The sequence below is a fragment of the Pseudomonas sp. OV226 genome, assembly GCF_003148705.1.
Classification (GTDB): domain Bacteria; phylum Pseudomonadota; class Gammaproteobacteria; order Pseudomonadales; family Pseudomonadaceae; genus Aquipseudomonas.
Genome location: NZ_QGGS01000001.1, coordinates 598,686 through 623,676, shown reverse-complemented (window position 1 = coordinate 623,676; position 24,991 = coordinate 598,686). Strand labels below are relative to the sequence as shown.

Genomic DNA, 24,991 nt, shown 5'->3' with positions numbered 1-24,991 from the left:
TTCAACAACCAGAACGGCACCCTGGAAAGCGCCAACACCGACCTGGTGCTCGCCACCGGCAATCTGCTCAACGCCAATGGCACGCTGCTGCACGTCGGTACCGGCACCTTGAGCATCGACAGTCGCCAAGCCATGGCGGCGGGCGGCAGTCTGGTCACGCGCGGGGCGCTGAGCCTCAGCGGTAACGGTTTGACCAACAGCAGCGTGATTCAGGCCGGGCGCCTGAGCCTCAACCTCACCAATTTCAGCCAAACTGCCGACGGTCAGTTGCTCGCCTCGGACAGCCTCGTCGGCACCGGGTCCAACTGGAACAACGACGGGTTGATCGCCAGTGACGGCAGTATCCACCTGGCCCTGGGCGGTGCTTACGCCGGCAACGGGCGCCTGAGTGCGGCGGGTGATCTGACCCTGAGCAGCGATCAGGTGTCGCTGAGCAGCGGTGCCAGCATCGTCGGCGGCGGTACAACCCGTCTCAATGTCGGCGGCGCGCTGACCAACTACGGTCGCCTGACCTCCAGTGGCGACCTGATCGTCAATGCCGGCAGCATCAGTAACTACGGCACCCTGGGCAGTACGCAGAACCTGAGTCTAAACACCCCGACGCTGCTCAATGAGCATGGGCTGATCTTCGCCGGCGGCGACTTGGTGTTGGGGGTCAACACCTTCACCAACCATCTGGCCGATGTCTATGGCCTGGGTAACGTGCGCATTGGCGGGTACGGCGGCACGGCGCGAGCGACCAGCGTGTACAACATCGCCGGCAGCCTGGAAAGCGTGGGGGATTTCAGCCTCAAGGCGGCGGTGTTCGAGAATCGTACCGACGGGGCCACGAACTCGGCGGGGCGCAAGCTGACCTCCGGATTTATCGCCAACATCTGCAATGACTGCCAAGGGGATGACTGGATCGTCACGCTGGCAGCGCATGAACAGTTCGAGAGCGACGACAGCGATGCCAGTGCGGCGGCCAGGTTGGCGGCGGGCAGGAACTTTGATTTCGAGGGCGGGACTTTCCTCAACAGCAAGAGCACGGTAAGTGCCGGCGGTGACATCACCATTGTGGCCGACAGCCTGCAAAACATTGGTTCGGTGGCCGGCACAATCGAGCGCGTGCGCACGTACGAAATCAGTTTGAAAGACAACGCGATGAATGACTTCCTCGCCAACGTCATGACCCCGTACAACCAGCGTAACAACCCCGACTTTCCGCTGGTGTACTACATCGACGGCACTGGCGCGATTCGCAAGGCCATCGCTTCGTCGTACTTAGGGCGCGAACCTGGGCATGACGGTGGCAGCTACGAGTTCGTCAAACTGACCGACACCGAAACCGGCCTGGTGATCAATGATCGTTATGGCTGGGGTTTCCCGCTGCCGGGCTTGAGCTACGGTTTCGAAGGAAATATCACATCTAAATACGACCCCAACAATTTGGTCGCTCTGCCCAGCCAGTTAGCCGGGCTCGCGCCGATCACCGACATCGAAATCGCCAAGGACAGCACGGGCGGTGCCAGCACCGGCACCGTGCGCAACGCGGTGATTCAAGCGGGGGGCAAGGTCAACATCACGGCGACGCAGGACCTGATCAACAGCGTGATTCATGAGGATTACGCGCTCAGTGGCAGTGCCAGCAAGGTCGAGGACACCCAGATCGGTGCAGGCCCGCGCGTGCAGGTGCGGATCAATGCCCAACTGCCACCGGACTTGGCGCAGCAGCAGGTCAACCCCACGACGCTGCCTGGTTTCAGTTTACCCACCGGGCAAAACGGCTTGTTCCGCCTGAGCGGGCAAGACAGCTCAACCGGGAGCACTGCCCCCCTGAGCTGGACTCTGGGCGGGGCCAGTTTGCTGACCGGGCAGCACCAGAACGCCGGCGCCAGTGTGGCCCGTGTCCAAGGCGTGCCCATTACCAGTGGCGGCTCCCACCCGCAGAAGTACCTGATAGAGACCAACCCGGTCCTGACCGACCTCAAACAGTTTATGAGCTCGGATTATTTGCTGGGCAAACTCGGTTATGACCCCGATGACAGCGCCCGACGCCTGGGCGACGGGCTCTATGAGCAACGACTGATTCAACAGGCCATCGTCGCCAGAACCGGCCAGCGCTTTATGGACGGCATGACGTCCGATGAGGCCCAGTTCCGCTACCTGATGGACAACGCCATCGCTAGCAAGGATGCCCTGAGCCTGTCGGTCGGTATCAGCCTTACCGCCGAACAGGTCGCTGCGTTGACCCACGACATCGTCTGGCTGGAAAGCGAAGTGATTGATGGCCAGACCGTGCTGGTGCCAGTGCTGTACCTGGCCAACGCCAATAACCGGTTGGCGCCCAACGGCGCGCTGATTCAGGGCAGCGACGTCACCCTAATCGCTGGTAACGACCTGAACAACAGCGGCACCCTCAAAGCCACCGGCAACCTGTCGGCCGCTGCTGGCAACAACCTGGTCAACAGCGGCTTGGTGAATGCCGGTGGGCGACTTGACCTGTTGGCTGGCAACGACCTGACCAACAAGGCCGGCGGCATCATCGCCGGGCGTGACGTCAGCCTCGGTGCGATTGGCGGCGACATCATCAATGAACGCACCGTCACGTCCTATCAGAACAGCGGCAACGGTTTCAGCCTGCAACGTGACTTCGTTGACAACGCCGCACGCATTGAAGCGGCGAACGACCTGACTGTCAGCGCCGGGCGCGATGTCAACAACGTCGGCGGTGTTTTGCAAAGCGGGCGCGATCTCAGCATTGGGGCCGGACGCGACGTCAACATCACCACGGCCGTGCAGATCGCCAGCAATGACCGTGGTGCCAATCTTAACGAATCCAGCATCAAGCACTACGGTGCAGAGGTGACGGCAGGACAGGACCTGAGCATACAGGCCGGGCGTGACCTGACAGTGATCGGCAGTCAACTGAATGCCGGCGGCAATGCTGCTCTCGACGCGGGCAATGACCTGACAATCGCCTCTTCTGCGGACGAGGAACACAGCTACAGCAAGACCAAGTCGGTCACGGAACAGGAAGATCACGTTCACCAGAACGGCAGCGGCGTGAAAGTCGGGGGCAACGTGACCCTTAATGCCGGTAACGACCTGACGCTGATCTCCAGCGATGTGGAGGCCGGTGACGAAGCCTATTTGTCCGCTGGTAATGAATTGGCGCTGTTGGCCGCACAGGACAGCGACTACACGCTTTACGACATGAAGAAAAAGGGCGGGTTCGGCAGCGAAAAAACCCAGCACGACGAAGTCACCGACATCAAAAACATCGGCAGCCAGATCAAGGCCGGTGGTGACCTGAGTCTGGTCAGTGGCGGCGATCAGCATTACCAGAACGCCCACCTGGAAAGCGGAAAGGACATCACCCTCGACAGCGGCGGCAGCATCACCTTTGAAGCCGTCAAAGACGTGCATCAGGAGAGCCATACCAAAAGCGATAACGATGCGTTCTGGGTGTCCTCCGAGGGCAAGGGCAACACCGACGAGACCTTGCGGCAAACTCAGATGGTGGCAGGTGGCAACATCGCGATCAAAGCGGTTGAGGGCCTGCACGTTGATCTGAACCAGATCAATCAGAACACCGTTAGCCAATCTATCGACGCTATGGTCAGGGCCGATCCTCAATTGGCCTGGCTGAAAGACGCCGAAGCTCGGGGTGATGTGGACTGGCAACTGGTCCAGGAAATCCACCAGTCGTTCAAGTATGAGAACTCCGGCCTTGGCCCGGCCTCACAGCTGATCATTGCCATCGTCATGGCTGCCATTGTCGGTCCGGCGGCGTTAGGAGCATTGGGCACTGCAGGCGCGACTGCCGGGTGGGCAGCGGCTGGTGCCGCTGTTGCTACGGGGGCCGCCACTAATGCCACGGTCAGCTTTATCAATAACGGCGGTGATCTCGGCGCGGTATTCAAGGACGTGACGTCCCGGAATGCGCTCAAGGGTTATGTCATTGCCGGTGTAACCGCAGGATTGACCGCCGAATACTTTAACGAGTTGACCGGCACCACCACCAACCCAACCACAGGCAAGATAAACGTCAATCTGGGCAGCCTTAAAGGTATCGGTCAGTTCGCTGCTAGCCAGGGCCTTCAAAACGCCAGTGCTACGGCGCTGAGCAAAATTCTCGGCCAAGGTGGTGACTTGGGCGATGCGCTGCGTACTACGTTGTTGAATACCTTGGCGGCAGCCAGCTTCAATGCTGTTGGTGATTACACCAATGGTGTGTTTGACGATGGTTCGTTGGGCAAAATTGCAATCCACGCGATGGTCGGCGGCCTGCTGACCCAGATCGCTGGTGGGGACTTCAAGGATGGCGCGCTGGCCGCTGGGGCCAATGAGGCATTGATCAACCAACTGGCGGGCTTGGTTAATAAAAATCCCGACTTGTTAGTAATGTCATCGCAGATTGTCGGGCTACTGGCGGTCGCTGCGATTGGCGGGGATGTGCAACAAGGGGCGGATGTTGCTCGAAACGCCACGGAGTACAACCACGACAACAACCACAACTACACTAAGGAGGTTAACGAGGATCTGGTGGATACACTAGGAGAGCGTGAATCTCTCCAGCAACGATCAGAGCACGGCAACGAAAGTATACCCATCGATCTTCTGCCGCCAGTGCTAGGCCCAATGCTGGGAGGTGCAAAAAATAATCCTACTGGTGGGGGAAGGTACTCAAATTTGACCGACTCACCGAGCGTTGGGACAGGCAAAAACTTCACGCAAACCCAAAAAGCGAAAATTTACCAGCAAAATATGGACAAAAACGGAGGAGTATTGCGTTCGGATCTTGATGGTCAGGAGTTAGTCTTACCGAAGAAGAGCGCGTCCGGTGTAACACCTCCTTCCAATGAAGCTCAAATTGATCACATTGTGCCACGCAGGCCCGCAGACTTGAATGCTCCAGCAGGAACCAACAGTTATAGTAATAGCCAGATTCTCTCCAGAGAGCAAAATAGACAGAAATCTAACAAATAGGGCTTTTAATTATGGTTGCCATAAATTGGAAATTTACCGATCCTCCGAACGTTGCGGTCATAGCGAACCAAAAAATATTTTCATCCGGTGATTGGATTGGATACGTTTCGCACGATAGCGATGATGGTGCTTGGCAATTTCATACTAGTCAGGTGGAACCTGTCAGCGAAGATGATGCTGTAATGGTGAGTTTACAAAGTATCGTGACACTAGATCCAACTGTTATGGATCTGGCTGACCTTCCTCTTGGATGGCATGCGTGGAGAGACTCAAAAGTTGGTGTCTGGCAGCGAAGTGCGATGTAAATAAAAGGAGTCCTGGGAGGATTTTGGAGGCGTAGGAAGTCCTCGCTCCCATGGTTACGGATTCACTTGAAGAAAAAGGGCAGCTTCGGCAGCGAAAAAACCCAGCACGATGAAGTCACCGACATCAAAAATATCGGCAGCCAGATCAAGGCTGGTGGTGACCTGAGTCTGGTTAGTGGCGGCAATCAGCATTACCAGAACGCTCACTTGGAAAGTGGCAAGGACATCACCCTCGACAGCGGTGGCAGCATCACCTTCGAAGCGGTCAAGGACCTGCACCAGGAGAACCACGAGAAAAGCGACAGTGACTTGGCGTGGCAGTCGAGCAAGGGTAAGGGCAACACCGATGAGACCTTGCGCCAAACTCAGATGGTGGCTGGCGGCAACATTACGATCAAAGCGGTCGAGGGGTTGCACATCGACCTCAAGCAGATTGACCAGCAGACCGTGAGTCAGGCTATCGACGCCATGGCGCAGGCTGATCCTAGCCTGGCGTGGCTGAAAGAGGCTGAGCAACGTGGGGACGTCAACTGGCAGATCGTGAAAGAACTGCATGACAGTTGGGACTATGAAAGCTCGGGATTGGGCGCTGCGCCGTCTCTGATTATTGCGATTGTCGCCAGCTACTTCCTTGGCCCGCTGTACGGCGCGATGGCCAGTAACTTTGCGATCGGCACGATCAATGGCGGTGGTGATTTAGGCGCAGGCTTTAAGGTCGCTACAAGCCGCGATGCGCTCAAGGGTTATGTCATCACCGCCATCACGATGAATCTTACGCAGAACTATTTCAACGAGTGGACCGGTACTACTACTGACCCTCTCACCGGCAAGATCACTACCGATCTAAGCACCTGGAAAGGTATTGGTCAGTTTGCGGCGACTCAGGGATTGCAAAACAGCACCTCGGCTGCATTGCGCAAGATCATGGGCCAAGGGGGCGACCTGGGTGATGCACTTCAAAGCACGCTGTTTAACACCTTGGCAGCAGCCAGCTTTAATGCCGTGGGGGATTACGCACCGGGTGCCGACGGTAATCTGCAAAAGATCATGATCCACGCCATGGTCGGTGGTTTGTTGGCCCAAGTCAGCGGCGGTGATTTCCGGACCGGCGCCTTGGCGGCGGGCGCCAACGAGGCCTTGGTGGCAGACCTCAATAAGCTGGTGCAAGGCAATCCGAATCTGCTGAGCATGAGCTCACAGTTGGTCGGATTGCTTGCTGCCGCCACGCAGCGCGGAGCCGATGGTGACAGCCTGGAAACCGGTGCGTGGGTGGCGCAGAACGGTACTCAGTACAATTTTTTGGGTGATCACTCGTCACCAGGTTTGACCGAATATGCGCAAGCGGCCACTACCGCCATGGAGTACATGCAAAGCCAGGGAGCTTCCGCCGAAGAGGTTGATCAGGTCGCACGAGCACTGGCGCGAGGTGAAGGATCTGAGCTCGCCCTTCCCGCGAATGAGTTTGTCAAGGCATGGGGCCTGTTCATGGCTGGAGAGCTTTCTGGCTTAGGGTTAGCAGCCGTATGAGGAAAAGCTGGTTCTTGGTTTGCAAAAGGTGCAGGAACCCTCGCTAATGATGCAAAAGGCGGAGGCGATTGGGCAAAGTTGAGTGGTCAACTCAGTGACGCCACGAAAGGGAAAGGTAATTTTGGCATTGGTCCCGGTACAAGGGAACAAGCTGATGTTATGGGAAAAGCTTGGGTTGGTGATGGGTATAAAGTAGCTAGCGACGGAAAAACGTTAGTTAGTCAAGATGGTTTGAGGCAGTATAGGCCGCCTACTTACAAACCATACCAGCAGGGAACTCAGGCCAATTTTGAGCAAAGGTTTCCAGGCCAAGAGACTAAGAAGTGGCAGTCAAATGCTCACTTGGATATCACGGACTAAAGTATGAACGCAGAATTAAAGGGGGTTCATAGCCCCGATATTTATGATCTTGAAAATTACCATCCTGAATGCTCGGATAATTTTGGCTTCCTGCTGCAAGCGATGATTGGCCCTGCGGGTGAGGATGGAGAAGAGTCATTTGATATTGAGGTTTGCACCCCGAAATGGATTGAAAAGAACCTTGGAGCAGATGAGGTTCTTATAGGTATGCATTACCTTATTGTTCGTGAGTACAATTATCAAAAAATTGTTCACTCCATTGAAACGTTCTTACTGAATTGTTCCGGTGCGAATTGGAGCGAGGTTTCAAGAAAAGTATCAAGATTAGGCTTGTGGGAGTTTGAAGGATACGACAATGGAGGCCTATGAGTAAGGCAGACCATTCCCTTTTACCCAGCCACCGGCCTCGTGCCGGTGTTGTTTTATTCGTCTATTTTTTTACTTTCTATTCTGCTACTGAACTTCTATCTATTTGCTTTTCAAAGCTACTTTTTCGCTATTTTCCAGATGTTTTTCCACTGGCAAGCCGCTAGATTCGCTTGTTGTGACAGGTCGCTACAGCTTCGTCTGGAAGCCGCGACATTCCAGCGATTTGAACCACTACAGCCTTAAGGACATCAACCAAAATTCGGTAAGCCAGGTGATTGATGCGATGGTCAAGGCTGATCCGGGCCTGGCTTGGATCAAGGAAGCTGAGCAGCGGGGGGATGTGGATTGGCGGCAGGTTAAGGAGGTTCATGACTCCTTTAAGTACAGCCAGTCGGGTACCCACTTCACCGCCCCTTTGATTGGCGCTACTGGTTTAGTTTTTGGCGCAAATTGTCGCGCGCTCAATGAGATAATTTTTTATTCTGGAGATTGTAGATTTCGAAACTTACAACTCACTTAATTGGTGTTGAGTTTCGTAAAGCATGGCGGCTATGCAGATCGAAGAGGATCACGGTCTGAATATTGCTGGAGGGGAGGCATGCTGAATATTTTTGCAACTCTGAAATGCCCCGCGACCCAGGCAACAAAACCATAAAGGCACGTAATGAAAAATTATTTAAACATCATCAGAAACCATTATTTTGACTTCGCTGGTCGTGCTCGACGCAGAGAATATTGGATGTTTTGTTTGGTGAATGCAATTGTATGTATTCTGCTTGCTGTGATTGGCGCATGGCTTGAAACGCCTTTATTGTCATCAATCTACTCTCTTGCGGTGATGCTTCCTGGTCTTGGTGCGTTAGTGCGTCGCCTCCATGATACTGGCAGGAGTGGCTGGTTTTGCTTGCTGATGTTCATTCCGCTGGTCAATCTTTACTTGATTTATCTTTTGGTTCAGGATAGCCAGCCAAGCACGAACGCTTACGGGGTTAGCCCCAAGGAAACCCTCTCGTAAGTGCGGTCGGTTCCGGCAGGGGCGGAATGACACCCTAAGCAATCTTCGCCTCAGGCCACAGGTATTCGCCACTCAGCAATATATGAGCCCAGCCCAGTGATGATATGCGTGCCACCAGTTCTGGTGGCACATCAAGGCCTTCATTCGTTCGTTCGGCGACCGCTCGGCCAAGAGACACGGTATTTCAGTAGATGATCACTGTCCGTAGGTGTAATCCTGCGATCTAGTAATGCGGCCCCTCAGTGGTACGGTCACGAATCTCTTCCTCCGACCTATGCGTAACGCATTCTTAAGGGGGTACTAGGCTTCTCCTTTGTTGAGGCCAATCTGGATACGACTCTGCATGTCTGTCTCGAGTATCCACTCTATGGCAAAGAGTGTCCGCTCGACGCGGCCAACCTCGCGTAGCGCAACCGCGAGATCGTTTTGACGCAGACTGCTGCGCCAACGTGATCGATCGGGATTGCAGGAACGTTGCTGGCTCCGGTGCCGCGGGCGCAATGGGCTTCGCGGCCCTGGCATTCCTTAGGGCCGAGTTCCGCCCAGGCGTCGACGTGGTCGCCGAGCTGGTCGGTCTCTCGGAAAAGGTCAAAGGCGCAGACCTGGTGATTACCGGGGAAGGGCGTTGTGATGCCCAGACCCTGAGAGGTGAAACCCCAATTAGTGTGGCACGCATCGCGAGAGAACATGGCGCTCCAGCAGTGATCCCTCCCGGCACCCTGGGCGAAGGGTATGAAGGTTTGTACGAGCACGGCATCGATGCGGCCTTTGCTCTGGCTTCTGGGCCAATGAGCCTGGCTGACGCCTGTTCACAAGCACCACGGCTATAGCTGGAGCGGGCGCGCGATATCGCCAGGCTCTGTCTTATATCTGCAGATTACAAGCCTATGACAGTTAGCCAATAAGACCGACTTGTGGATTTCGCCCTGTACGCGGCTGCGTGTGGCCCAAGCAAACCTCTACGTTCAACCAAGCACAACGCCTTAGCTGCCAGTTGAAGTCACGTCTCAGCGATCCGGGACGGCAGGGCTCTTGCCCTGTCGACTCAATATTTTTTTGCAATAGCTGCTTTCAGCTACACATCGTCCTCGCCTTGCGGTTGTTCCAACTCATGCTGTCGAAGCAGTGACTGTGTGACCTGCTCAATGTAATCAAAGACCTCAGCCTGAACTGAATATTGGTACTGCTTACGACGGCTCTTGGATACCGTCCCATTATTTGTCAGGCACATCATCACGAGGTTGGCCAAGTCACTACCGCGCACGTCATAGTTCTCGTTGACTGTCCGCACGACCTTGTCATAGTTCTCAAGGAATATCGTCTCCTCACGAAGCTCAACCTCAAGTGCCCGCTTTGCCATTTCCAAGGTGAAACGAACCCCGGGAGTCGCATCCCAAAAGCGATAGATCGCGGGATCACCGGTAAAGTCAAACGTGTACTGGCCCTGATCGATCCATCGAACATTCCAAAACTCTCGCGCCGGACGGGAGAATTGCTGCAGTGTCTCCAGATACAGACGTTCCTCGCGCTTCATGGCGACAGAGACTGGTAGGAGCAAACCGTTCTCTAGGGCGCCGGCGCGGCACAACGTCTGGTGTATCAGAAAACGGGAAAGGCGGCCGTTCCCGTCCATGAACGGATGAAGAAAGACGAAACCGAAGGAGATAATACCCGCAGCTATCAGAGGATCGATGCGCGCTGGTGCGTCATTCCCCAGAGCCATTAATTCGTCCATCAGCTCACGGCAGAGATCTGGTCCAGGCGGAACGTATGTGACCCCCGCGGCTCCTTGCAGGCCGCTCGCAAGATGGTTCTGCTCATGGCGAAATGCCGCGGCCATGTCGTAGGGATTCGATATCGTCGCATTCTGGAGGTGGACCAAGTAGTCCTCACTCAGTGGAATACGTTCGTGAGCCTGCCGAAGCAATTGGATGAACTTGCGCGCTTTGTCCTCGCTGGGTGACTCTTTCTCTATCGCAAACGAATCCTGGGTTTCGTGGAGGTATGCCCAGTTGATGGCGCGATCCATCATTCCCGACGGAAGGCTCTGAATGAAATGCTGAGCGCGTGCAAGGATATCGTGCGCTAGCAGCGCGACAATCTCGGGTGTGCGGTCAACGGTGGCGCAATATGCGATCGTCCCAATGCCGTTGAATTCCACCCGCCAGCGAGAATTACGCTCTCCGGGCATCGTCACATACAAATCAGGGTCGAACAGGGGGACGAAAGCACCTCGAACGGGAGAATGCTGGCGCAGTTCCTCTCCGGTGAAGGCTTCGCGTAGAAAGCAGGCTTTGCGGATGTAGATACCGTTTGGCGCTCTTTCAAGTTCCGCTTCCAGACTCGCTGCTGGAATTTGGGGTAGAGCCTGGGCCAGAATGGCTAGGTTGATGCCCTCATGCTTAAGCGCGAAGAGAAGATGTCCCAGCAGATCATCTGGCGCGGGCGCAATATTTGGTGGTACGGCCAAGGTTTGCCCAATCTGTTCGATCCGAGTTACTGGCTGAACCTTTGCCGGCCGGCGCAAAGGGAAAGCTGAAAGCTGCAGAGATTCCTGCAGCCAGGCGTATCCAGCTGAGTTCATGGCGCAAATCCTTGATTTCTAGCTCTTGCCACGACTTTTTTCTTCAGCGCGCCAAGATAATCTTAATTTTAAGCAATTATCCTGATTTTTTCTTAACTGGCTAGCGATATTGCTGATGCCTTTGTAGGGCTGCCAATATGTTCCTTCAAGGGCAGTTCGGTGCTCGTTTCTCGGGCCTCTCAGTGAACCTGCTCGGCAATCTCAAGAAGGGCGGATGCTGGAGCTGAGTGCAACACGGTTATTGGATTGAAGGTGGGGCCTCATAGCGCTTAGCGATGGCCTCTTGCATCACTTGCCCCATCATTTGGATGGGGCATTTGAAGTCGAACCGTTTGCGTGGGCGCATGTTTAAATTGCAGGGCGATGGCATCCAGTTCTTCCTGGCTGTGTTTCGACAAGTCGGTGCCTTTGGGCTGGTACTGGCGAATCAAGCCATTGATGTCTCGTTTCTGGCGCGCTGCCAAGGGCTATGCGGGTCGCAAAAGTGGATGGCAACCCCAGTATTTTGAGTGATGTCAGCATGCCCTGGCCATCTCCCGTCCCTTGCCGTAGGTCATGGTTTTACGCATTGCCAGCGGCATACGATTGAGCGCTGCATTGAACCCCTCCATCACAGAGGTCGCCGTCGCATCGTTCATCTTTACCAGCATTAAGTAACCACTGGTACGCTCCACCAAGGTGCCTACATGTAGCGGCTCGATAACATCGGCGGCCCGACCCGATTACATCGCGCATTCCGCGACCACATTAGCTGAGAATATCTGGCAGCTCCGGCTCACAATAAGTGAGAATGAGCCCATATTGCGTGAGAACAACCCGATTACATCAGTCTCGGCCCACATTAGTTGAAAATGAACATCGCATCATAGCGGTACGCCGGCATCCAATAGCCGATCATGCAGTTCTTGTGTCCGTTCTGCTGCGAGCTGACGCATAGGGTGCCATTTCGCCCCCAGCCGGAACCGGCCCCACAACTGCCATTGGCTTAGAGTACTTTGAAATCCCTTTTCTGAGGCGACCCTAGCAGACGCGATTTAGTCTGGAATCACCGCGCCGTGTTGATCATAGTCGGTATAGACCTCATCGTCCTCTCCTCCATTGGAGGTCACAAAGGTATAGCGCGCCGTTTTGCCATCTTTTGCGATTGACCCGCTTCGCAGGTCACCGGGAAGTATTGCGACGGACGTGCTGTCAGGCGAAATCAGTCGATAAACGTCAGCCTCGGCAGTCAACGCTGTTCCTCCTGAGAAAACCTCTGCTCTGTCGTACAGGAACGGGATGACCAGTTTTCCTTGAGTGTCGATATAGCCAAATTTGTTATTGTTATCCTGGACGGCTGCGAAGCCGTTGGAAAACGGTTTGATCTGTTGAAAACTGCTTAAGTCAAATTTGGACTTTTGCGCCTCGCGATTAATATAAAAGGTGTTGTCTTTTATATCGGTGACGAGCAGCAGACCATCTTGGCCAAAGTGATCACTAATGTCTGAGTAGGGCTCGACGTTGAGTCGTTTACCTTCAGCGTTGTAAAGATCATAGTTGCTATAGATATAATTCCCGTCTCGATCCATGGCTTGGGTTTGCCTGGCTTTTAGTTGCTTTGGTGTGCGAATTTCGCTGTGGGTAATAATGATTCCGTCGTTAATCTCGAGGCCATAAAACTGGCCATCAAGAATCATTTTTCCGTTGCTTTGTAGATAAACTTCGCGCAGAAAGACGTCTCTGCTTTTTTGCCTGAGGTGCTTGCTTGTGGTAATGAACTGGCCTTCAATGTCAATACTGTCGTATTTCAACGGCAGAATGACTTTATGGGTGTTCGTGTCGACGAGTCCTTTTACCTGGTTGTTATCGGAGTCTTTGTTGATCACCACGTAGCGGTTTTGATACAGCGTGTCATCCATGATGTAAAATGGCTGCGGGGTCAATGTTTTTACCGCGCGATCCAACAAATAGATTTGGTCATCGTCTTTGGCATCGGTGATTCTATAGTAATCATCAACCACGTGATCGAGGCGATGATAGGCTGGCTTGATCAGCCATTGCCCTTGCTCATCGATTAGGCCGTAAAAGTCGAACTGGCCGTCTAAGTCGTAGTGGTCGTCGACAGCAGCAGTCAACCCGTTCACGTAGTTGTCTCGTGTCTCCGTGACGGTGAAGCTGTACGTGCGCTGATGTGACGTGGGCTTGAGAAAAACCACGACTGAGGTGGGCGTGCCGCTGAATTGATAATCGGCGAGGGTTTCAGGAGGGTGTTCTTTGGCGATCTCTTCTTTTGAAGGCTGGTGGTCAATGTAGTAGCTGGCCAGTTGCTTTGTATCGCTAATGTTGCCGTTGTCTATGCGTTTAATGGTTTCCTTCAGGAAGGCATTGTATTTTTCAATGTAGTAAGCATCGTTGGTGTACGACGAGTGGCCATTCAGCTTCAGGGCTTTGCCTTGTATATTAAACGCTTGCACGCTCAATAACTTGTCGTGTTCACCGGCCGGCATCGTCAGTCTTACCTCGCCGTCTTTTATCGATTGCAGCGCGATGCCTTCCTGGCGAGCTTTGGATTTCTCGTCAAAGGTCAGTTGCTTGACGGCGCCGGGTAAGGTGTAAGTGGCCGATAGGTCGACGGCGACAATACGCTTGTTATCATTGACGATAGTGACGTCGTCACTGTCCCTGGTTGTTGGGTTTAACGAACTGCCATCTTTAAAATGGACTAATGTGGTCTTGAGTTGTACGGGAGGATACTGGTACTCATCATAGCCAGGGACTAAGAGATCGAAACTGTACTCGTAAAAGTCAGTCTGCACATAAGAAAAACCACCGACAATTTTCTGCCCAAACTCCAACGAGTTTAAATGCTGATCAAATTTGGCCTGGATATCTGCTGCGCTGGGCGGGCTGAAGGGCTTGATCTCTTCGGTGTCGCTGTCATCCGAGGAGGCCGCTGATATTCGAAGGCTGGCGAGGCTGGACAGGTCATCCAGTGATTCAATCTGCTCGCTGAGCTTCTCTTTTAACTCGGTCAGGGTTTTATCCCCGAATTCGCTCTCCAGTTCTTCTTTCATCGCCAGGTTGGCGGCCTGCTGGGTCTCGCGCTGAACCTTCGCGGCCTGGGTCTGAAGGTAAAGGACTAACATGCCAATCGAGCAGAGTGCGCCCAGTAGCAGCCATAAATACGTCGACTTGAGGGGGTTTCTAAAGGTGTTGGTGATCATGGGCTGTCTCTTACCGGTCTAATACGGCGGCGTCGTGGGGGCAGTCAACTGCCGTTTCAGATGGAGTGAGTAAGTTGTCTACGTATTCTTTCGCTTTGGTCAGGGCTGAGCGTTGGCTGAGCCAAGTGAGTTCGGCCTGGGCCTTCTGCGAGCCGTTGGCTGCCGCTTTACGGAGCCAGAGGCTTTCTTTTTGTTGATTCATCGGTAAGTCGCCGCGACCGGTGTCATAGACCTGGCTGAGTTCATACTGGGCTTGAGGCAGGTTGCTAAGGGCCGCCCTGCATAACCAATAATTGGCCTTGGCCTGGGTGCCGGCATAGCGTCTCTCCATGTCGTTGTCGGCGGAAGACTGGACCTGTTCCGAGCCGGCCAAGTAGAGAGCACTCAGGGCATATTGCGCCTGCGCGTGACCTTGATTGGCGGCCTGCTCATACCAATACATGCCTTGGGGAACATTGCTCTCAACGCCGGTGCCGTTGGCGTATTGATCGGCCAGTTCAACTTGCGCCAGGTCCAGCCCCTGCTCGGCAGCGCGCACCAACCATAAGTGAGCTTGTTGATCATCCCGGCCACTTGTATCCAGCAATCCGTTCCGATACATCGCAGAGATTATGAACGCGATACGGCTGTTACCTCGGCTAGCCACTTTTTCATACCACTGAAAAGCCTTGCGATAGTCCTGTCTGGAATAGTAGTAATTTCCGAGATTTTCGGCGGCACACGTATCACCTTGGGACGCGTCGGTGAGCAGGTTATGTTCCTGCTCCGTGCTCAGTGCATATTCAAGCGTACAGGTGTCAGTATTGTTGGCCTGGGCGGGGAGGGTGGCCAGTACGGCGGGGATTGCCATCATGCAGGGGATTACGACGCGTGTTCTGACGGTTAACTGGAGAACCGCTTTTTTGAGGACTTTATAATTCATATAGGTCTGTCTGATGAAGGTGGAATAACTAGGGGAGCCCACAGAATTCGGAAAACATCGTACGGGTGCTTTCCGAATTCTGCGTCCACCCCAATCTGCCCCTTCCAAGGGAGAAAACCAGTCGTGTAGACGATGCAGCCGGAAACCTAGCTTCATACATTTACCAACGGAATTTTCAGGGGGCCGGCTTACGACCCCAAAGTGACTCGGACTACCGGGGGTTACGACATACCTTCTGGACATTTAGGCCCATGATGCCGAACCCATTCCCATAGCTCATCCAACGACAGCTTGTTGTCCCGGTCGCTATCCAATGTGAAGAAGGCGTTTTCAGTCGTGACAGGATCGGTGAGAGTGCCGCCGTAATCTCCTTGCTTCTCAGTAGCCGTCAGCAACTCCGATTTCTGCATAAAACCGTCCTTATTACTGTCGTGATCGCGAAAGAAGCGTTGGAAGTCGAACGACGTTCGCATGCCTGAGTGACGATGGGCATGCCCAGGAACAGTAGAAGGGGAAACCGGAATAGGGGCATAGATTATTCGTTTTCCTTTGTACCTAAGGTTGTTGCTAGAAAATGGGCCCACTAGGCCGAGTCAGGATAAAAAATTACTCCCTGAAAAGCTTGACCGCTTGCGCCATTTGTAGCTGCGCATGTACGTGGACGCTGCTGCCCTTATGGCTCTTAACCTGCTCGTTTGGTAGCTTCGCCAACTGCTTACTCTGCTCGCAGCAGAACGGACACAAAAACTGCATGATCGGCTATTGGCTGCAGGAGCACCGTTGTGATGCGATTTTCATTCTCACTTATTGTGGGCCGGGGTTGCCCGATATTCTCAGCTAATGTGGTCCCGAATCGAGCGATGTAATCGGGTCGGGCCGCCGATGTTATCGAGCCGCTACACCTATCTAAATCGTCAAAATTTTCGAGGGTTCTGGCGTACTACCCCGTTTAGGTACTGACGGCAATGAAAGCGCACGAAAAATACGGCGACAGGCGGGATCTGTCTCCCAGTTGGCGCACACGGTAGCGCATCCTCGTGGAGTGATCTTTTACCCTGACCACCCAGGGCTGGAATTTGATGGTTCTACCGATGAAAAAAAGCGGTCTTTCGTGTTCTCTGGCTCTGCTCGTGGCAGGAGGTGCTACCTCTGTTTTTGCTGGGTCAGTAAAATCTCCGTTCAATGCTCTGAATACGCAAGTCAATACGACGATTGCTGGTGAGCACGGTTCGGCCGATGTGACCCAGCTTCGTGACGGCGGCTGGCTGGTAACGTGGCATAAGGGTTCTGAGCATTGGGATGTCTATCAGCAGCGCTACCCGGCGTCGGGTGCAAAGGTGGACGCTGAGGCGCGGGTCAATACCACCGAGAACTGCAATCAGGACACCCCCGTCGCGACCGCGCTGGCGGACGTCGGCTGGCTAGTGACATGGCAAAGCGATCGCCAAGATCGTTCTGAGCATTGGGACATCTACCAGCAGCGCTACGCGGCGTCGGGTGTCAAAGTGGGTATAGATACCCAAATCAATACCACCGAGAACGGCGATCAAACCAACCCCGCCACGACCGCGCTGGCGGATGGCGGCTGGCTAGTGACATGGGAAAGCAATCTGCAGGACGACTCGGGCGTTGACGTCTATCAGCAGCGCTACGCGGCGTCAGGTGCCAAGGAGGGCATCGAAACACGGGTTAACACCACCACTAGTAGGAATCAATACAAGGCTGCCGTTGCCACTCTGGCGGACAGCGGCTGGCTGGTGACATGGGAAAGTAATCGCCAGGACGATTCGGGTGTTGACATCTATCAGCAACGCTACGCTGCGTCGGGCGGCAAAGAGGGCAAAGAGGGCAAAGAGACACGGGTCAATACCACCGAGAACTGCTATCAAACCACTCCCGCCGCGACCGCGCTGGCGGATGGCGGCTGGCTGGTGACATGGCATTGTGGCTGGAGTGTCTATCAGCAGCGCTATGCTGTATCGGGGGGCAACGTGGGAGACGAGGCGCAGGTCAATTCCACCACGTACTCTGAAGACAACACAGCTGTTACCTCGTTGGCGGACGGCGGCTGGGTTGTGACGTGGAGTAGCGGCTCTAACATTTATCAGCAGCGCTACGACGCTGTTGGCAACCCGGTGGGTGGCTAGATGTATTGGAACTACTGCTGCACTTTTAGCCTGCAAATTGCGCGGGCCAAGCCCGTAGGGGAGGGGGCATTTTAGCCCCCCGAGATTAAGAGAAAAACAACCATGAGCGAACTTATCGAAACGCTACGCGCAACCGCCATTCGGTGGCGAGCAGGCAACCAAGAACACCGTGGCGGCGTCGTGCTGGTGTGGCAAGGCTCTGTTTACGGGTGGAAGAACTCATTGCGCGATGCCGGCCACGAACGTCCTGGCGTGTACGCCGTGGATGAGGCCGGTCAAGTCTTTATTGCCGAAGGTGACGACGACGACAACGGCGCTAAATGCTGGGTCGCGGCTGATTCGGCCAGTACGTAGGAAAATATGTCTACCAAACTTCAACAGCACCACAGAGACCGAGCGCTACGTGTTGCCCATCATGAGATGGCTCACTATGTGATTGCCAGAGCTATGGGGTTTAGGCTTGGAAAAGGATGTCAGTACCGTCGAGAAAGCCCTAGAAAGTCTCACTCCTGTAAAAGGCTCCTTAGTCGCGGTTACTGAGGCCTGGCCGCATTCTGATTGGTTCACCGAGCAGACGGCGAAAGTGGCTTTACACCGAGCGACCTATCAGAAAAAACTGGATGCACTGCTCACCGAGATGCGGAACGATTTCTCCACCCTATTCTCTGAAAACCAGCAATGGCGCGAGATAACAATGGATTTGGACGCTGCTCACTCCAACTTCATCACCGCATGCGCGGCAAAGGGTGTTCAGCCTAGTGATGTCAGCCGGCTTCAGGAACTGGATCGAACCAGGCAGCGTGGAAGACAAAGAGCTGCAGTGGAAGTTGCTGGAGAAGACGCCCGACGAGTTGGGGCAATCTCTAAATCGGCTTTTCGGGATCTGGGTGGAGCAATGCAGGTTGCGCACGCAGGCCGCATTGGAAATCACGGAAAAAACTAAAAATACCATTCGCGTCACCATCACCCCTATGGCCAACAGATTGGCGTTCATGTTGCTTTGGGGGACTTTGGAGCCCGACCGCCGATCGAGGATTGGTAGAGAGTGGGACGAGATCGGCGAGTGTTTGCTCAGCAGCTTCCTGGCCTCTTCGTCTCATCAGAAGCCCAGTCCTTGGGAGTACATCGATTGGCTGATGGAGGACACCTTCAGGTTGCCGAGCATCTTGCAGCAATTCAAAACAGAACTGCCTCCCTACCTGACAACTGTTCAAGAAAAATGGCGCATGCTGCGTGTATCACGAGTACCAGACTTAATTGACATTGAGCTCTACCGACAGGATCACACTCTCATTGGCAGCGTTGAGGGCAATCAGCTATCCGAGGGGCAGCGTAACACCGCGATTCTCAATCTGTTACTAGTCCGAGGGGACGGCCCGATAGTCATCGACCAACCGGAAGACGAGGTCGACACCAGCTTCATCTACAAGGATCTGGTACCGTTGTTGAGGCAGTCCAAAACCCAGCGTCAGCTCATTCTGGCAACGCATAACGCCAACCTACCAGTCAATGCGGATAGCGAATTTGTCTACGCGCTGATGTCCGAAGGTGGAAAGGGGAGCGTAATGGCGCAAGGCGGCACGGATTTAAAGCAAACCGCAGCGGCCATCCTAGACATCATGGAAGGATCGGAGGAAGCGTTTAAGAGGCGATTTGAGAAGTACCATTTCTAGGAGGATCTCGAAGCAAAACGGCGGCTGAGGTATGGACCGGAACCGCCTAATAGCGCTTCCCGCTGGTTGCGTTAGACTGGCTCTAGCGGGGATACACGCGGGAAGTTTATAGAATGGGTTTTGCGTTACGAAACGGCATCAGAGTCATTAGTTAAGCTCGCAGGTGTAGTCGGCCGTTGGGGCTCATACCACGAGTACCAACTGATGATAGAGGCAATCCAAACACTCCTATCGAAGGCGAACGCAAGGCGTGTTGGTGACCAAAACTAGGTTGAGCTGAAGAGGTATCCGGCCGCTCTCATCTTCTACGGGTATGTGTAACGGCTTGCAACCGAAAACAGCCATGCTCGCAATTTTCTATCACGTCATCAACTTCATCCAAATCGTTTGTACCCAGGTCCGCAGGTTTCAAAATAATTATGTCAATGCTCATGTGGATCTCTGATCTCCGGGTTTTGGCGGTAAGCACCATGAACGCAATGTAACTGGTGCCGCATAACAGCATCACCGCCTTGATGATCTGTGCCCAAGTGGTGGCGGGCATTTCGCTAAAAGTCACGTAGAACACCATCAATACGCCGACCAACAGCACCGCGTAGAGGTAGTCGATGCCGAACAGCGAGTCGACCAATTTGCCGGCGCCGACCATTTGCGCCACCAGGTACATCAGGGCAACAGGCTAGGAGCCAAAGGCTGAGGCCAGGCGTACCTAGGTTTGCTCCAGGCGATAGGACGACCACGTCGGCAACGGTGTACGCCCCAGGTTGCGAGGGCGATCAGGAGCTGGTTCGCCAGCACCAGGAACGCTTACTGGAGCAGCAGCGCCGCCTCGAAAAGCTCAAAGCCTTGCCGGGTAAGGCGGCTCAACCTGCCCAGCCAGTGGCGCCTGCTTATACGCGCGGCTTCCCAATCCAAGGGGCGGAGAGTCTCTCCGTCAGCGAGCGCGGCCGCCTGCTCAAACCCTACCTCGGCCAGTGCCTGGGCGTTCGCCAGCTCAATGAGCTGTTGAAAGTCATCACAGATCATTACATCGACAAGGGGCTGGTCAACCGACCAGCGATCCTATTCAAGCGTAATGCCTGAGCGAGCGAATGCACTCATCGTTCAAAAAATACTGCGTTTGACACAATGGGGGGGGGCGATTGGCGTAAGCAGTCGCGTGTCTTGAGGGGCTATCTTTTATCATTAGCCAGTTTTATGCGTTGAAAAATAGCGCCCTTTGCACCGCTGGGAAGGGCCCCCGCATGATCTGAAGTTTCCAAGCACACAACGAAATGGGCGGGTTTCTACACCGTCCTGAGGGTAATACATGTCCAACCGAGATATATCCCGTCGGTCCTTTCTCCAAGGCGGACTGGTAGCCGGTGTCAGCGTGACGCTGGCCCCTCTGAGCAGCCAGGCAATGGCTGCTCTGATGGAAAGCAGCGTGACCGTCCCCTCGGAGCAGTGGCTGTCCAACAATGGCCAGACTCGCTTTCGCAACGATGCCCTATCCAAAGTGTGCGGCAGCAAAGTCTTTGCCCGCGATATCCGCGCCAAGGACATGCCGGGCTGGCCGCAGCAGCAAGGCCACGCCATGCTGCTGAAAACCATCAAGGCCGACCGCATCTACGCAGGCATGGACCTGTCTTGGCTTGGTGCTGAGCTGCAGCCTGATCGTATCGTCACTGCCGCCGACCTGGAGAAAGACGGTATTGCCTTCCCGGAAGATCACGCGCCGGATCCACTGCTGCCGGAAGGCAAGGTGCCGATGTTCATCGGTCACCCGGTGGCGATCCTGATCTGGAACGATTTCGAGTGTTTCCGTCAGGCCAAGGCCAAGCTCAAATTCAATGACAAAGCGATTCGTTACGGTGCTCAAGTGCCGTACTACGAAGGCGATCCCTACGGCAGCTTCCGCTATGTGCGTGTGGGCGGGGCAACCTCGGCGGACGAAGATGAATTCGCCAGCCTCAAGGACTCGATCCTGTTCCCGATGCTGAAAAACCGTCGCCCTGTGTGGAATTCCCAGCCGAACCTGCACGGTAATCTGACCGAGCGCGGTTTGTTCTACGCTGACCGCATGAAACAGCAGATCGACACACCGCCAGACAACTGGCTGGTATTCGACGAACGCTACAAAACCCCCTCGATTGAACCGGCCGCGATGGAGCCGGACAACGGAAATGGCTGGTACGACCCGGTGAGCAAGACCCTGCACTTTGTCGTCGCCACCCAATGCCCAATGGAAGTGGCTACGGAAACCGCGAAGATGATCGCGCCGTCGCGTTTCGGCCTGGCCAAGCTCAACATGCACCCCGGCTACACCGTCGGCTACGGCACCAAAGACCACAATATTTTCGTCTACTACGCAGCCCTGGCCGCGTTGTATGGCGCAGGTGTGCCTATCCGCCTCGCCAACGACCGCTACGAGCAGTTCCAGAGCGGCATCAAGCGTCACGGCTTCGACATCCGCTATCAGCTCGCTGTGGACAAGAACGACAACAGCTTCAAGGTATTCCGCGCTGAAATGGCACTCGATGGCGGCGGGCGAATCAACTACAGCGCTTCGGTGGCTGCGGTCGGCGCCAGCGCCGCACAGTCGATTTATTACATGCCGCAAAGTGATCTGCAGGCGACCGCCTACCCATCGCGCGGGGTCGAAGCCGGCTCCGTGCGCGGCTATGGCACCCTGCAAACCATGGCCTCCACCGAGATGATGGTGGATGAAATCGCCAACCGCCTGGGCGTCGACGCCATCGAGCTGCGCAAGAAAAACGTCTTGCTGTCGGGCATGAAAAACACCCAGGGTGCGGTGCCCGCCGGCGGCTTGCGCATGCACGAAATTCTCGACAAGGCCAGTACCAACGAGATCTGGAAAAACCGCGACACCCGCAAACGGCAGTTCGACGCCCAGGATCCGGACAACTGGTACGGCGTGGGCTTTGCCATCTGCCATAAAGACTTCGGTACCGGCTCCGAGGCGCCAATGGCCAGCGTTGAATTCAACGCCGAGGGGCACATCACCCTGCGCCATGTCGGCATTGAGCTCGGTACCGGCATGTCCACCTCCCAGGCCTTGGTCGTGGCCGACTTCCTCGGCACCGCTGCCAACGAAGTGGAAACTGGCGTAACCGAGTGGGCCGAGCTGCAACTGATCACCAGCGGTAACCCCTACCTCATGAGCCAGGCCGAGCAGGACACGGTGCTGCGCAATCCGCGCTGGGTCGGCAAGCTCGCGTCGGCCTCTTCGGCCTCCAACTCGTCCTTCTACTTCAGTCATGCCACTCGTGAAGCCGCGCGCGTGCTGTTCAACCACGGCCTGTGGCCGGTAGCCCTGGAAATCTGGCGGCAAGGCCCGTACGGCGGCCAGGCCAACCCGTATGTAGTGCGCCGTGAAGACGCCCACTGGGTCGATGGCAAGCTCACCGCCAACGGCATGGAACCCCTGCCGCTCGCCATGCTCGCCAAACGTGCCCATGAGCGCGGTCTGGTGACCGGCGCCACCGTGCACAGCTTCAACCGCTGGAGCTGGGCTGAATCGGAGTTCACCATTGAAGGCGTGCGCGAGCGCCTGCCCCTCGATGGACTGGCCGTGAAGTACGGCGATGGCGCACCAAAGGTGAAGTTGGCGCAAATGACCAGCGCGGGCTTTCACCTGCTCGACCGCCAGAACGTGGCCTATCCACCCACGAAATTGAACAATGCAGCGGTGACGAACTACACCGCGCTGGCAACCTTGGTCGAACTGAAAGTGAACAAAGGGTCGGGCGAAGTCAAAGTGCTCAACCACCACACTTGGGCCGAATGTGGTCGGGTGCTGGTGCCTGAACTGGTCAACGGTCAGATCGAAGGCGGCGTGGCCATGGGCATCGGCCATGCATTGCTCGAAGAAATGCCGCTATATGAAGGAGGCCCAGGCGAAGGTGACTGGAACTTCAACCGCTACCGTTTACCCCTCGCCCGGGATGTCGCGGTCTGGAAGCAGACCTCGGAAATCCTCCCACCACTGTCGCCGAGCGACCCCTCCAAGGGAATCGCCGAAGTGGTGATGATCCCGGTGGCCGCCGCGATTGGCAACGCGGTGGCGCATGCCATCGGCAAGCGAGTTCGCGACCTGCCCATCACGTCTGCACGCATCAAGGAGGCCCTCAATGGCTAATCGTCCGCTGCAACTGACCCTCAACGGTCAATCCGTCGGTCCAGTGGAGGTCCCCGATGACCTGCCGATGATCGATTACCTCCACGAGTACCGCAACCTGACTGGCTCTCGCCTGGGTTGCGGCCAGGGCATCTGCCACGCCTGCGTGGTAATCGTCGACAACCCCGACGGCACCAGCGAAGAAGTGCGTACCTGCATCACTGGCGCGCACTTCTTCGAGGGCAAGAAAGTCCGCACCATTGAAGGCCATGCCCATTGTGACGAAAGCGGCAAGGTCACCGAGCTGACGCCTATCCAGCAGAAGTTCGTCGACAAGTTCGCCTTCCAGTGCAGCTACTGCGCCCCCGGTTTCGTCAACGCGGCCACTGTTTTGGTGGAAAAACTGCAGCGTCAGCCGATCGTTAAGAGTCAGCTGGAAGCGGTGATCGAAGACAGCCTAGGGCACCATATCTGCCGCTGCACCGGTTATGTGCGCTACTACAGCGCCACACGCGATGTGCTGCTCGATCTCGATCTGGTCAAGGAGGGTTGAGCATGAAGTCACTCGTATCCCGCCTGGCCCTAGCGGCCAGCGTTGCCGTGCCGACACTTCTGGCCCAAGCTGCCGACTCGCAGCAAATCGAACGCGGTGCATACCTCGCCCGCGCCGCCGACTGCATGGCCTGCCATACCGCACCGGGTGGCGCGCCCTTCGCTGGTGGCCTGCCGATTTTATCGCCGTTCGGCACCATTTATGGCACCAACATCACTCCGGACAAGGAACACGGCATCGGCCTGTACAGCGATGACGCGTTCTTCGCCGCGCTAACCGAAGGCAAGCGCCGTGATGGTGCCAACCTGTACCCGGCAATGCCTTACACCTCCTACCACCTGATGCCGCGCGAAGACGTCGACGCCATTCATGCGTACCTGCAGACCGTCGAACCGATCAACCGCGCAGTACCGGTTACCACTCTGAGCTTCCCGTTTAACGTGCGCCTGGGCCTCACAGGCTGGAATCTGCTCTATGCCAAGGACGTGCAGTTGACACCGGCCGACGGCAAGAGCGACGGCTGGAAGCGCGGCCAATACATGGTCGATGTACTCGGCCACTGCGGTGAATGCCACACCCCGCGCAACGTGGCCGGGGCAATGCAGAAGGACAAACGACTGACCGGCGGCTTGCTCAACGGCTACCAGGCGCCAAGCCTGCTGGCCAACGACCTGGCCGCGCGCGGTTGGACTCACCAAGACCTGAGCGCCTTCCTCAAGCACGGCATGAGTGCCCAAGGCACCATGTTCAACGAGATGTTCCCGGTGTTTCACAACAGCACCGTGGGCCTGAACGACCAGGACCTGGCAGCGATGGCGACCTACCTGCTGGGCGATCAACCGCCAGCGGCGAGAGTGCTGACTGACGTGCCATTCGAGAAGCTCACTGCAAGCGCCCAGCGTGGCCGTCAGGAATACTTGAACGTCTGCGCCGGTTGCCACGAGGTCGGTGGTGACGGCAAGCCGCACATCGCCGTGGCAATGCGCGGCAACACCACGCTGCGCCTAGAGGATCCGCGCAACCTGGTGCGGGTGATTGAAGATGGCATTGGCGAACAGAAATTCGCCGGCTTCGAACGCATGCAACCGATGCCGGGCTTCGCCGACAAACTAAATGCCGAACAGCTGACTGATCTGCTCAACTACTTGCACCAAGCCTGGGGTGGTCAACCAGGTGAGCTTCCTATCAGCCTGGTACAGCAGTTACAGGCGGAGGTCACGACCGAGCACAAGGCACACTGAC

The 24,991-nt window shown here is 55.6% G+C and carries 15 protein-coding genes and 7 pseudogenes; 15 read left to right on the top strand and 7 right to left on the bottom strand.

Features of this window, described 5'->3' with window-relative positions; all coding sequences use genetic code 11:
* The 6 genes and pseudogenes from C7534_RS03070 to C7534_RS03040 form a co-directional block, all read left to right on the top strand.
* On the top strand, window positions 1–4,971 hold a 4,971-nt coding region (locus tag C7534_RS03070), incomplete at its 5' end, for a DUF637 domain-containing protein (protein WP_177412212.1).
* 11 nt (window positions 4,972–4,982) lie between these two features.
* A complete protein-coding gene (locus C7534_RS03065; protein ID WP_109784958.1) occupies window positions 4,983–5,276 on the top strand; it encodes a hypothetical protein in 294 nt (97 codons plus the stop codon).
* A gap of 66 nt (window positions 5,277–5,342) precedes the next feature.
* A pseudogene (locus tag C7534_RS32280) lies at window positions 5,343–6,665 on the top strand (DUF637 domain-containing protein); the annotation flags it as partial.
* 501 nt (window positions 6,666–7,166) lie between these two features.
* Entirely contained in the window at window positions 7,167–7,532 is a 366-nt protein-coding gene (locus C7534_RS03050) for an immunity 8 family protein (RefSeq protein ID WP_109784957.1), read from the top strand.
* 238 nt (window positions 7,533–7,770) lie between these two features.
* Window positions 7,771–7,929: pseudogene (locus C7534_RS33200) on the top strand (hypothetical protein); the annotation flags it as partial.
* A 267-nt stretch (window positions 7,930–8,196) separates the two neighbouring features.
* On the top strand, window positions 8,197–8,547 hold the full coding sequence (locus tag C7534_RS03040) for a DUF805 domain-containing protein (protein ID WP_109784955.1): 351 nt from the start codon (window positions 8,197–8,199) through the stop codon (window positions 8,545–8,547).
* A 34-nt stretch (window positions 8,548–8,581) separates the two neighbouring features.
* On the opposite strand, the pseudogene C7534_RS03035 reads toward C7534_RS03040, so the two are convergent.
* Window positions 8,582–8,988, bottom strand: a pseudogene (locus tag C7534_RS03035) (Tn3 family transposase); the annotation flags it as partial.
* Between C7534_RS03035 and C7534_RS03030 the strand changes: the two are divergent.
* Window positions 8,979–9,377: pseudogene (locus C7534_RS03030) on the top strand (glycerate kinase); the annotation flags it as partial. The pseudogenes C7534_RS03035 and C7534_RS03030 overlap by 10 nt on opposite strands.
* 245 nt (window positions 9,378–9,622) lie before the next feature.
* Here C7534_RS03030 and C7534_RS03025 read toward each other — a convergent pair.
* The 5 genes and pseudogenes from C7534_RS03025 to C7534_RS03005 all read right to left on the bottom strand — a co-directional run bounded on the left by C7534_RS03025 (window position 9,623) and on the right by C7534_RS03005 (window position 15,729).
* Complete coding sequence (locus C7534_RS03025) at window positions 9,623–11,131, bottom strand: Fic family protein (RefSeq protein ID WP_109784953.1); 1,509 nt, start codon at window positions 11,129–11,131, stop codon at window positions 9,623–9,625.
* A 238-nt stretch (window positions 11,132–11,369) separates the two neighbouring features.
* A pseudogene (locus C7534_RS03020) lies at window positions 11,370–11,817 on the bottom strand (IS30 family transposase); the annotation flags it as partial.
* A gap of 348 nt (window positions 11,818–12,165) precedes the next feature.
* A complete protein-coding gene (locus tag C7534_RS03015) occupies window positions 12,166–14,334 on the bottom strand; it encodes a WG repeat-containing protein (RefSeq protein WP_109784952.1) in 2,169 nt (722 codons plus the stop codon).
* A 10-nt stretch (window positions 14,335–14,344) separates the two neighbouring features.
* A complete protein-coding gene (locus C7534_RS03010; protein WP_158283917.1) occupies window positions 14,345–15,256 on the bottom strand; it encodes a tetratricopeptide repeat protein in 912 nt (303 codons plus the stop codon).
* Window positions 15,257–15,477: 221 nt separating this feature from the next.
* Window positions 15,478–15,729 carry a hypothetical protein gene (locus C7534_RS03005; RefSeq protein ID WP_146206156.1) on the bottom strand — a complete coding sequence of 84 codons (252 nt, stop codon included), beginning with the start codon at window positions 15,727–15,729 and terminating at the stop codon, window positions 15,478–15,480.
* 618 nt (window positions 15,730–16,347) lie between these two features.
* On the opposite strand from C7534_RS03005, the gene C7534_RS03000 reads away from it, so the two are divergent.
* The 4 genes from C7534_RS03000 (at window position 16,348) to C7534_RS02990 (ending at window position 19,076) form a co-directional block, all read left to right on the top strand.
* Window positions 16,348–17,403, top strand: coding sequence for a hypothetical protein (locus C7534_RS03000; protein ID WP_146206155.1), 1,056 nt, complete (start codon window positions 16,348–16,350; stop codon window positions 17,401–17,403).
* Window positions 17,404–17,505: 102 nt separating this feature from the next.
* Window positions 17,506–17,757: an antirestriction protein ArdR gene (locus tag C7534_RS02995; protein WP_109784948.1), complete on the top strand. Its 252-nt coding sequence runs from the start codon at window positions 17,506–17,508 to the stop codon at window positions 17,755–17,757.
* Window positions 17,758–17,863: 106 nt separating this feature from the next.
* The gene (locus C7534_RS32275) at window positions 17,864–18,346 is read left to right on the top strand and encodes a hypothetical protein (protein ID WP_146206154.1); all 483 of its coding nucleotides are present in this window, start codon (window positions 17,864–17,866) and stop codon (window positions 18,344–18,346) included.
* Window positions 18,306–19,076, top strand: coding sequence for an ATP-binding protein (locus tag C7534_RS02990; RefSeq protein WP_146206153.1), 771 nt, complete (start codon window positions 18,306–18,308; stop codon window positions 19,074–19,076). Before C7534_RS32275 ends, C7534_RS02990 begins: the two co-directional genes overlap by 41 nt.
* 463 nt (window positions 19,077–19,539) lie before the next feature.
* On the opposite strand, the pseudogene C7534_RS02985 reads toward C7534_RS02990, so the two are convergent.
* Window positions 19,540–19,854: pseudogene (locus C7534_RS02985) on the bottom strand (sodium:solute symporter family transporter); the annotation flags it as partial.
* Here C7534_RS02985 and C7534_RS02980 point away from each other — a divergent pair.
* The 4 genes and pseudogenes from C7534_RS02980 to C7534_RS02965 all read left to right on the top strand — a co-directional run.
* Window positions 19,830–20,141 (top strand): annotated as a pseudogene (locus C7534_RS02980) (POTRA domain-containing protein); the annotation flags it as partial. The pseudogenes C7534_RS02985 and C7534_RS02980 overlap by 25 nt on opposite strands.
* A 244-nt stretch (window positions 20,142–20,385) precedes the next feature.
* Window positions 20,386–23,217 (top strand): xanthine dehydrogenase family protein molybdopterin-binding subunit, encoded by a 2,832-nt coding sequence (locus C7534_RS02975; RefSeq protein WP_109784944.1) that lies wholly within the window; start codon window positions 20,386–20,388, stop codon window positions 23,215–23,217.
* On the top strand, window positions 23,210–23,749 hold the full coding sequence (locus tag C7534_RS02970) for a (2Fe-2S)-binding protein (protein ID WP_109784943.1): 540 nt from the start codon (window positions 23,210–23,212) through the stop codon (window positions 23,747–23,749). The genes C7534_RS02975 and C7534_RS02970 overlap by 8 nt, the downstream gene beginning before the upstream one ends.
* 2 nt (window positions 23,750–23,751) lie before the next feature.
* Window positions 23,752–24,990, top strand: coding sequence for a cytochrome c (locus C7534_RS02965; RefSeq protein ID WP_109784942.1), 1,239 nt, complete (start codon window positions 23,752–23,754; stop codon window positions 24,988–24,990).
* Window position 24,991 lies beyond the last annotated feature (1 nt).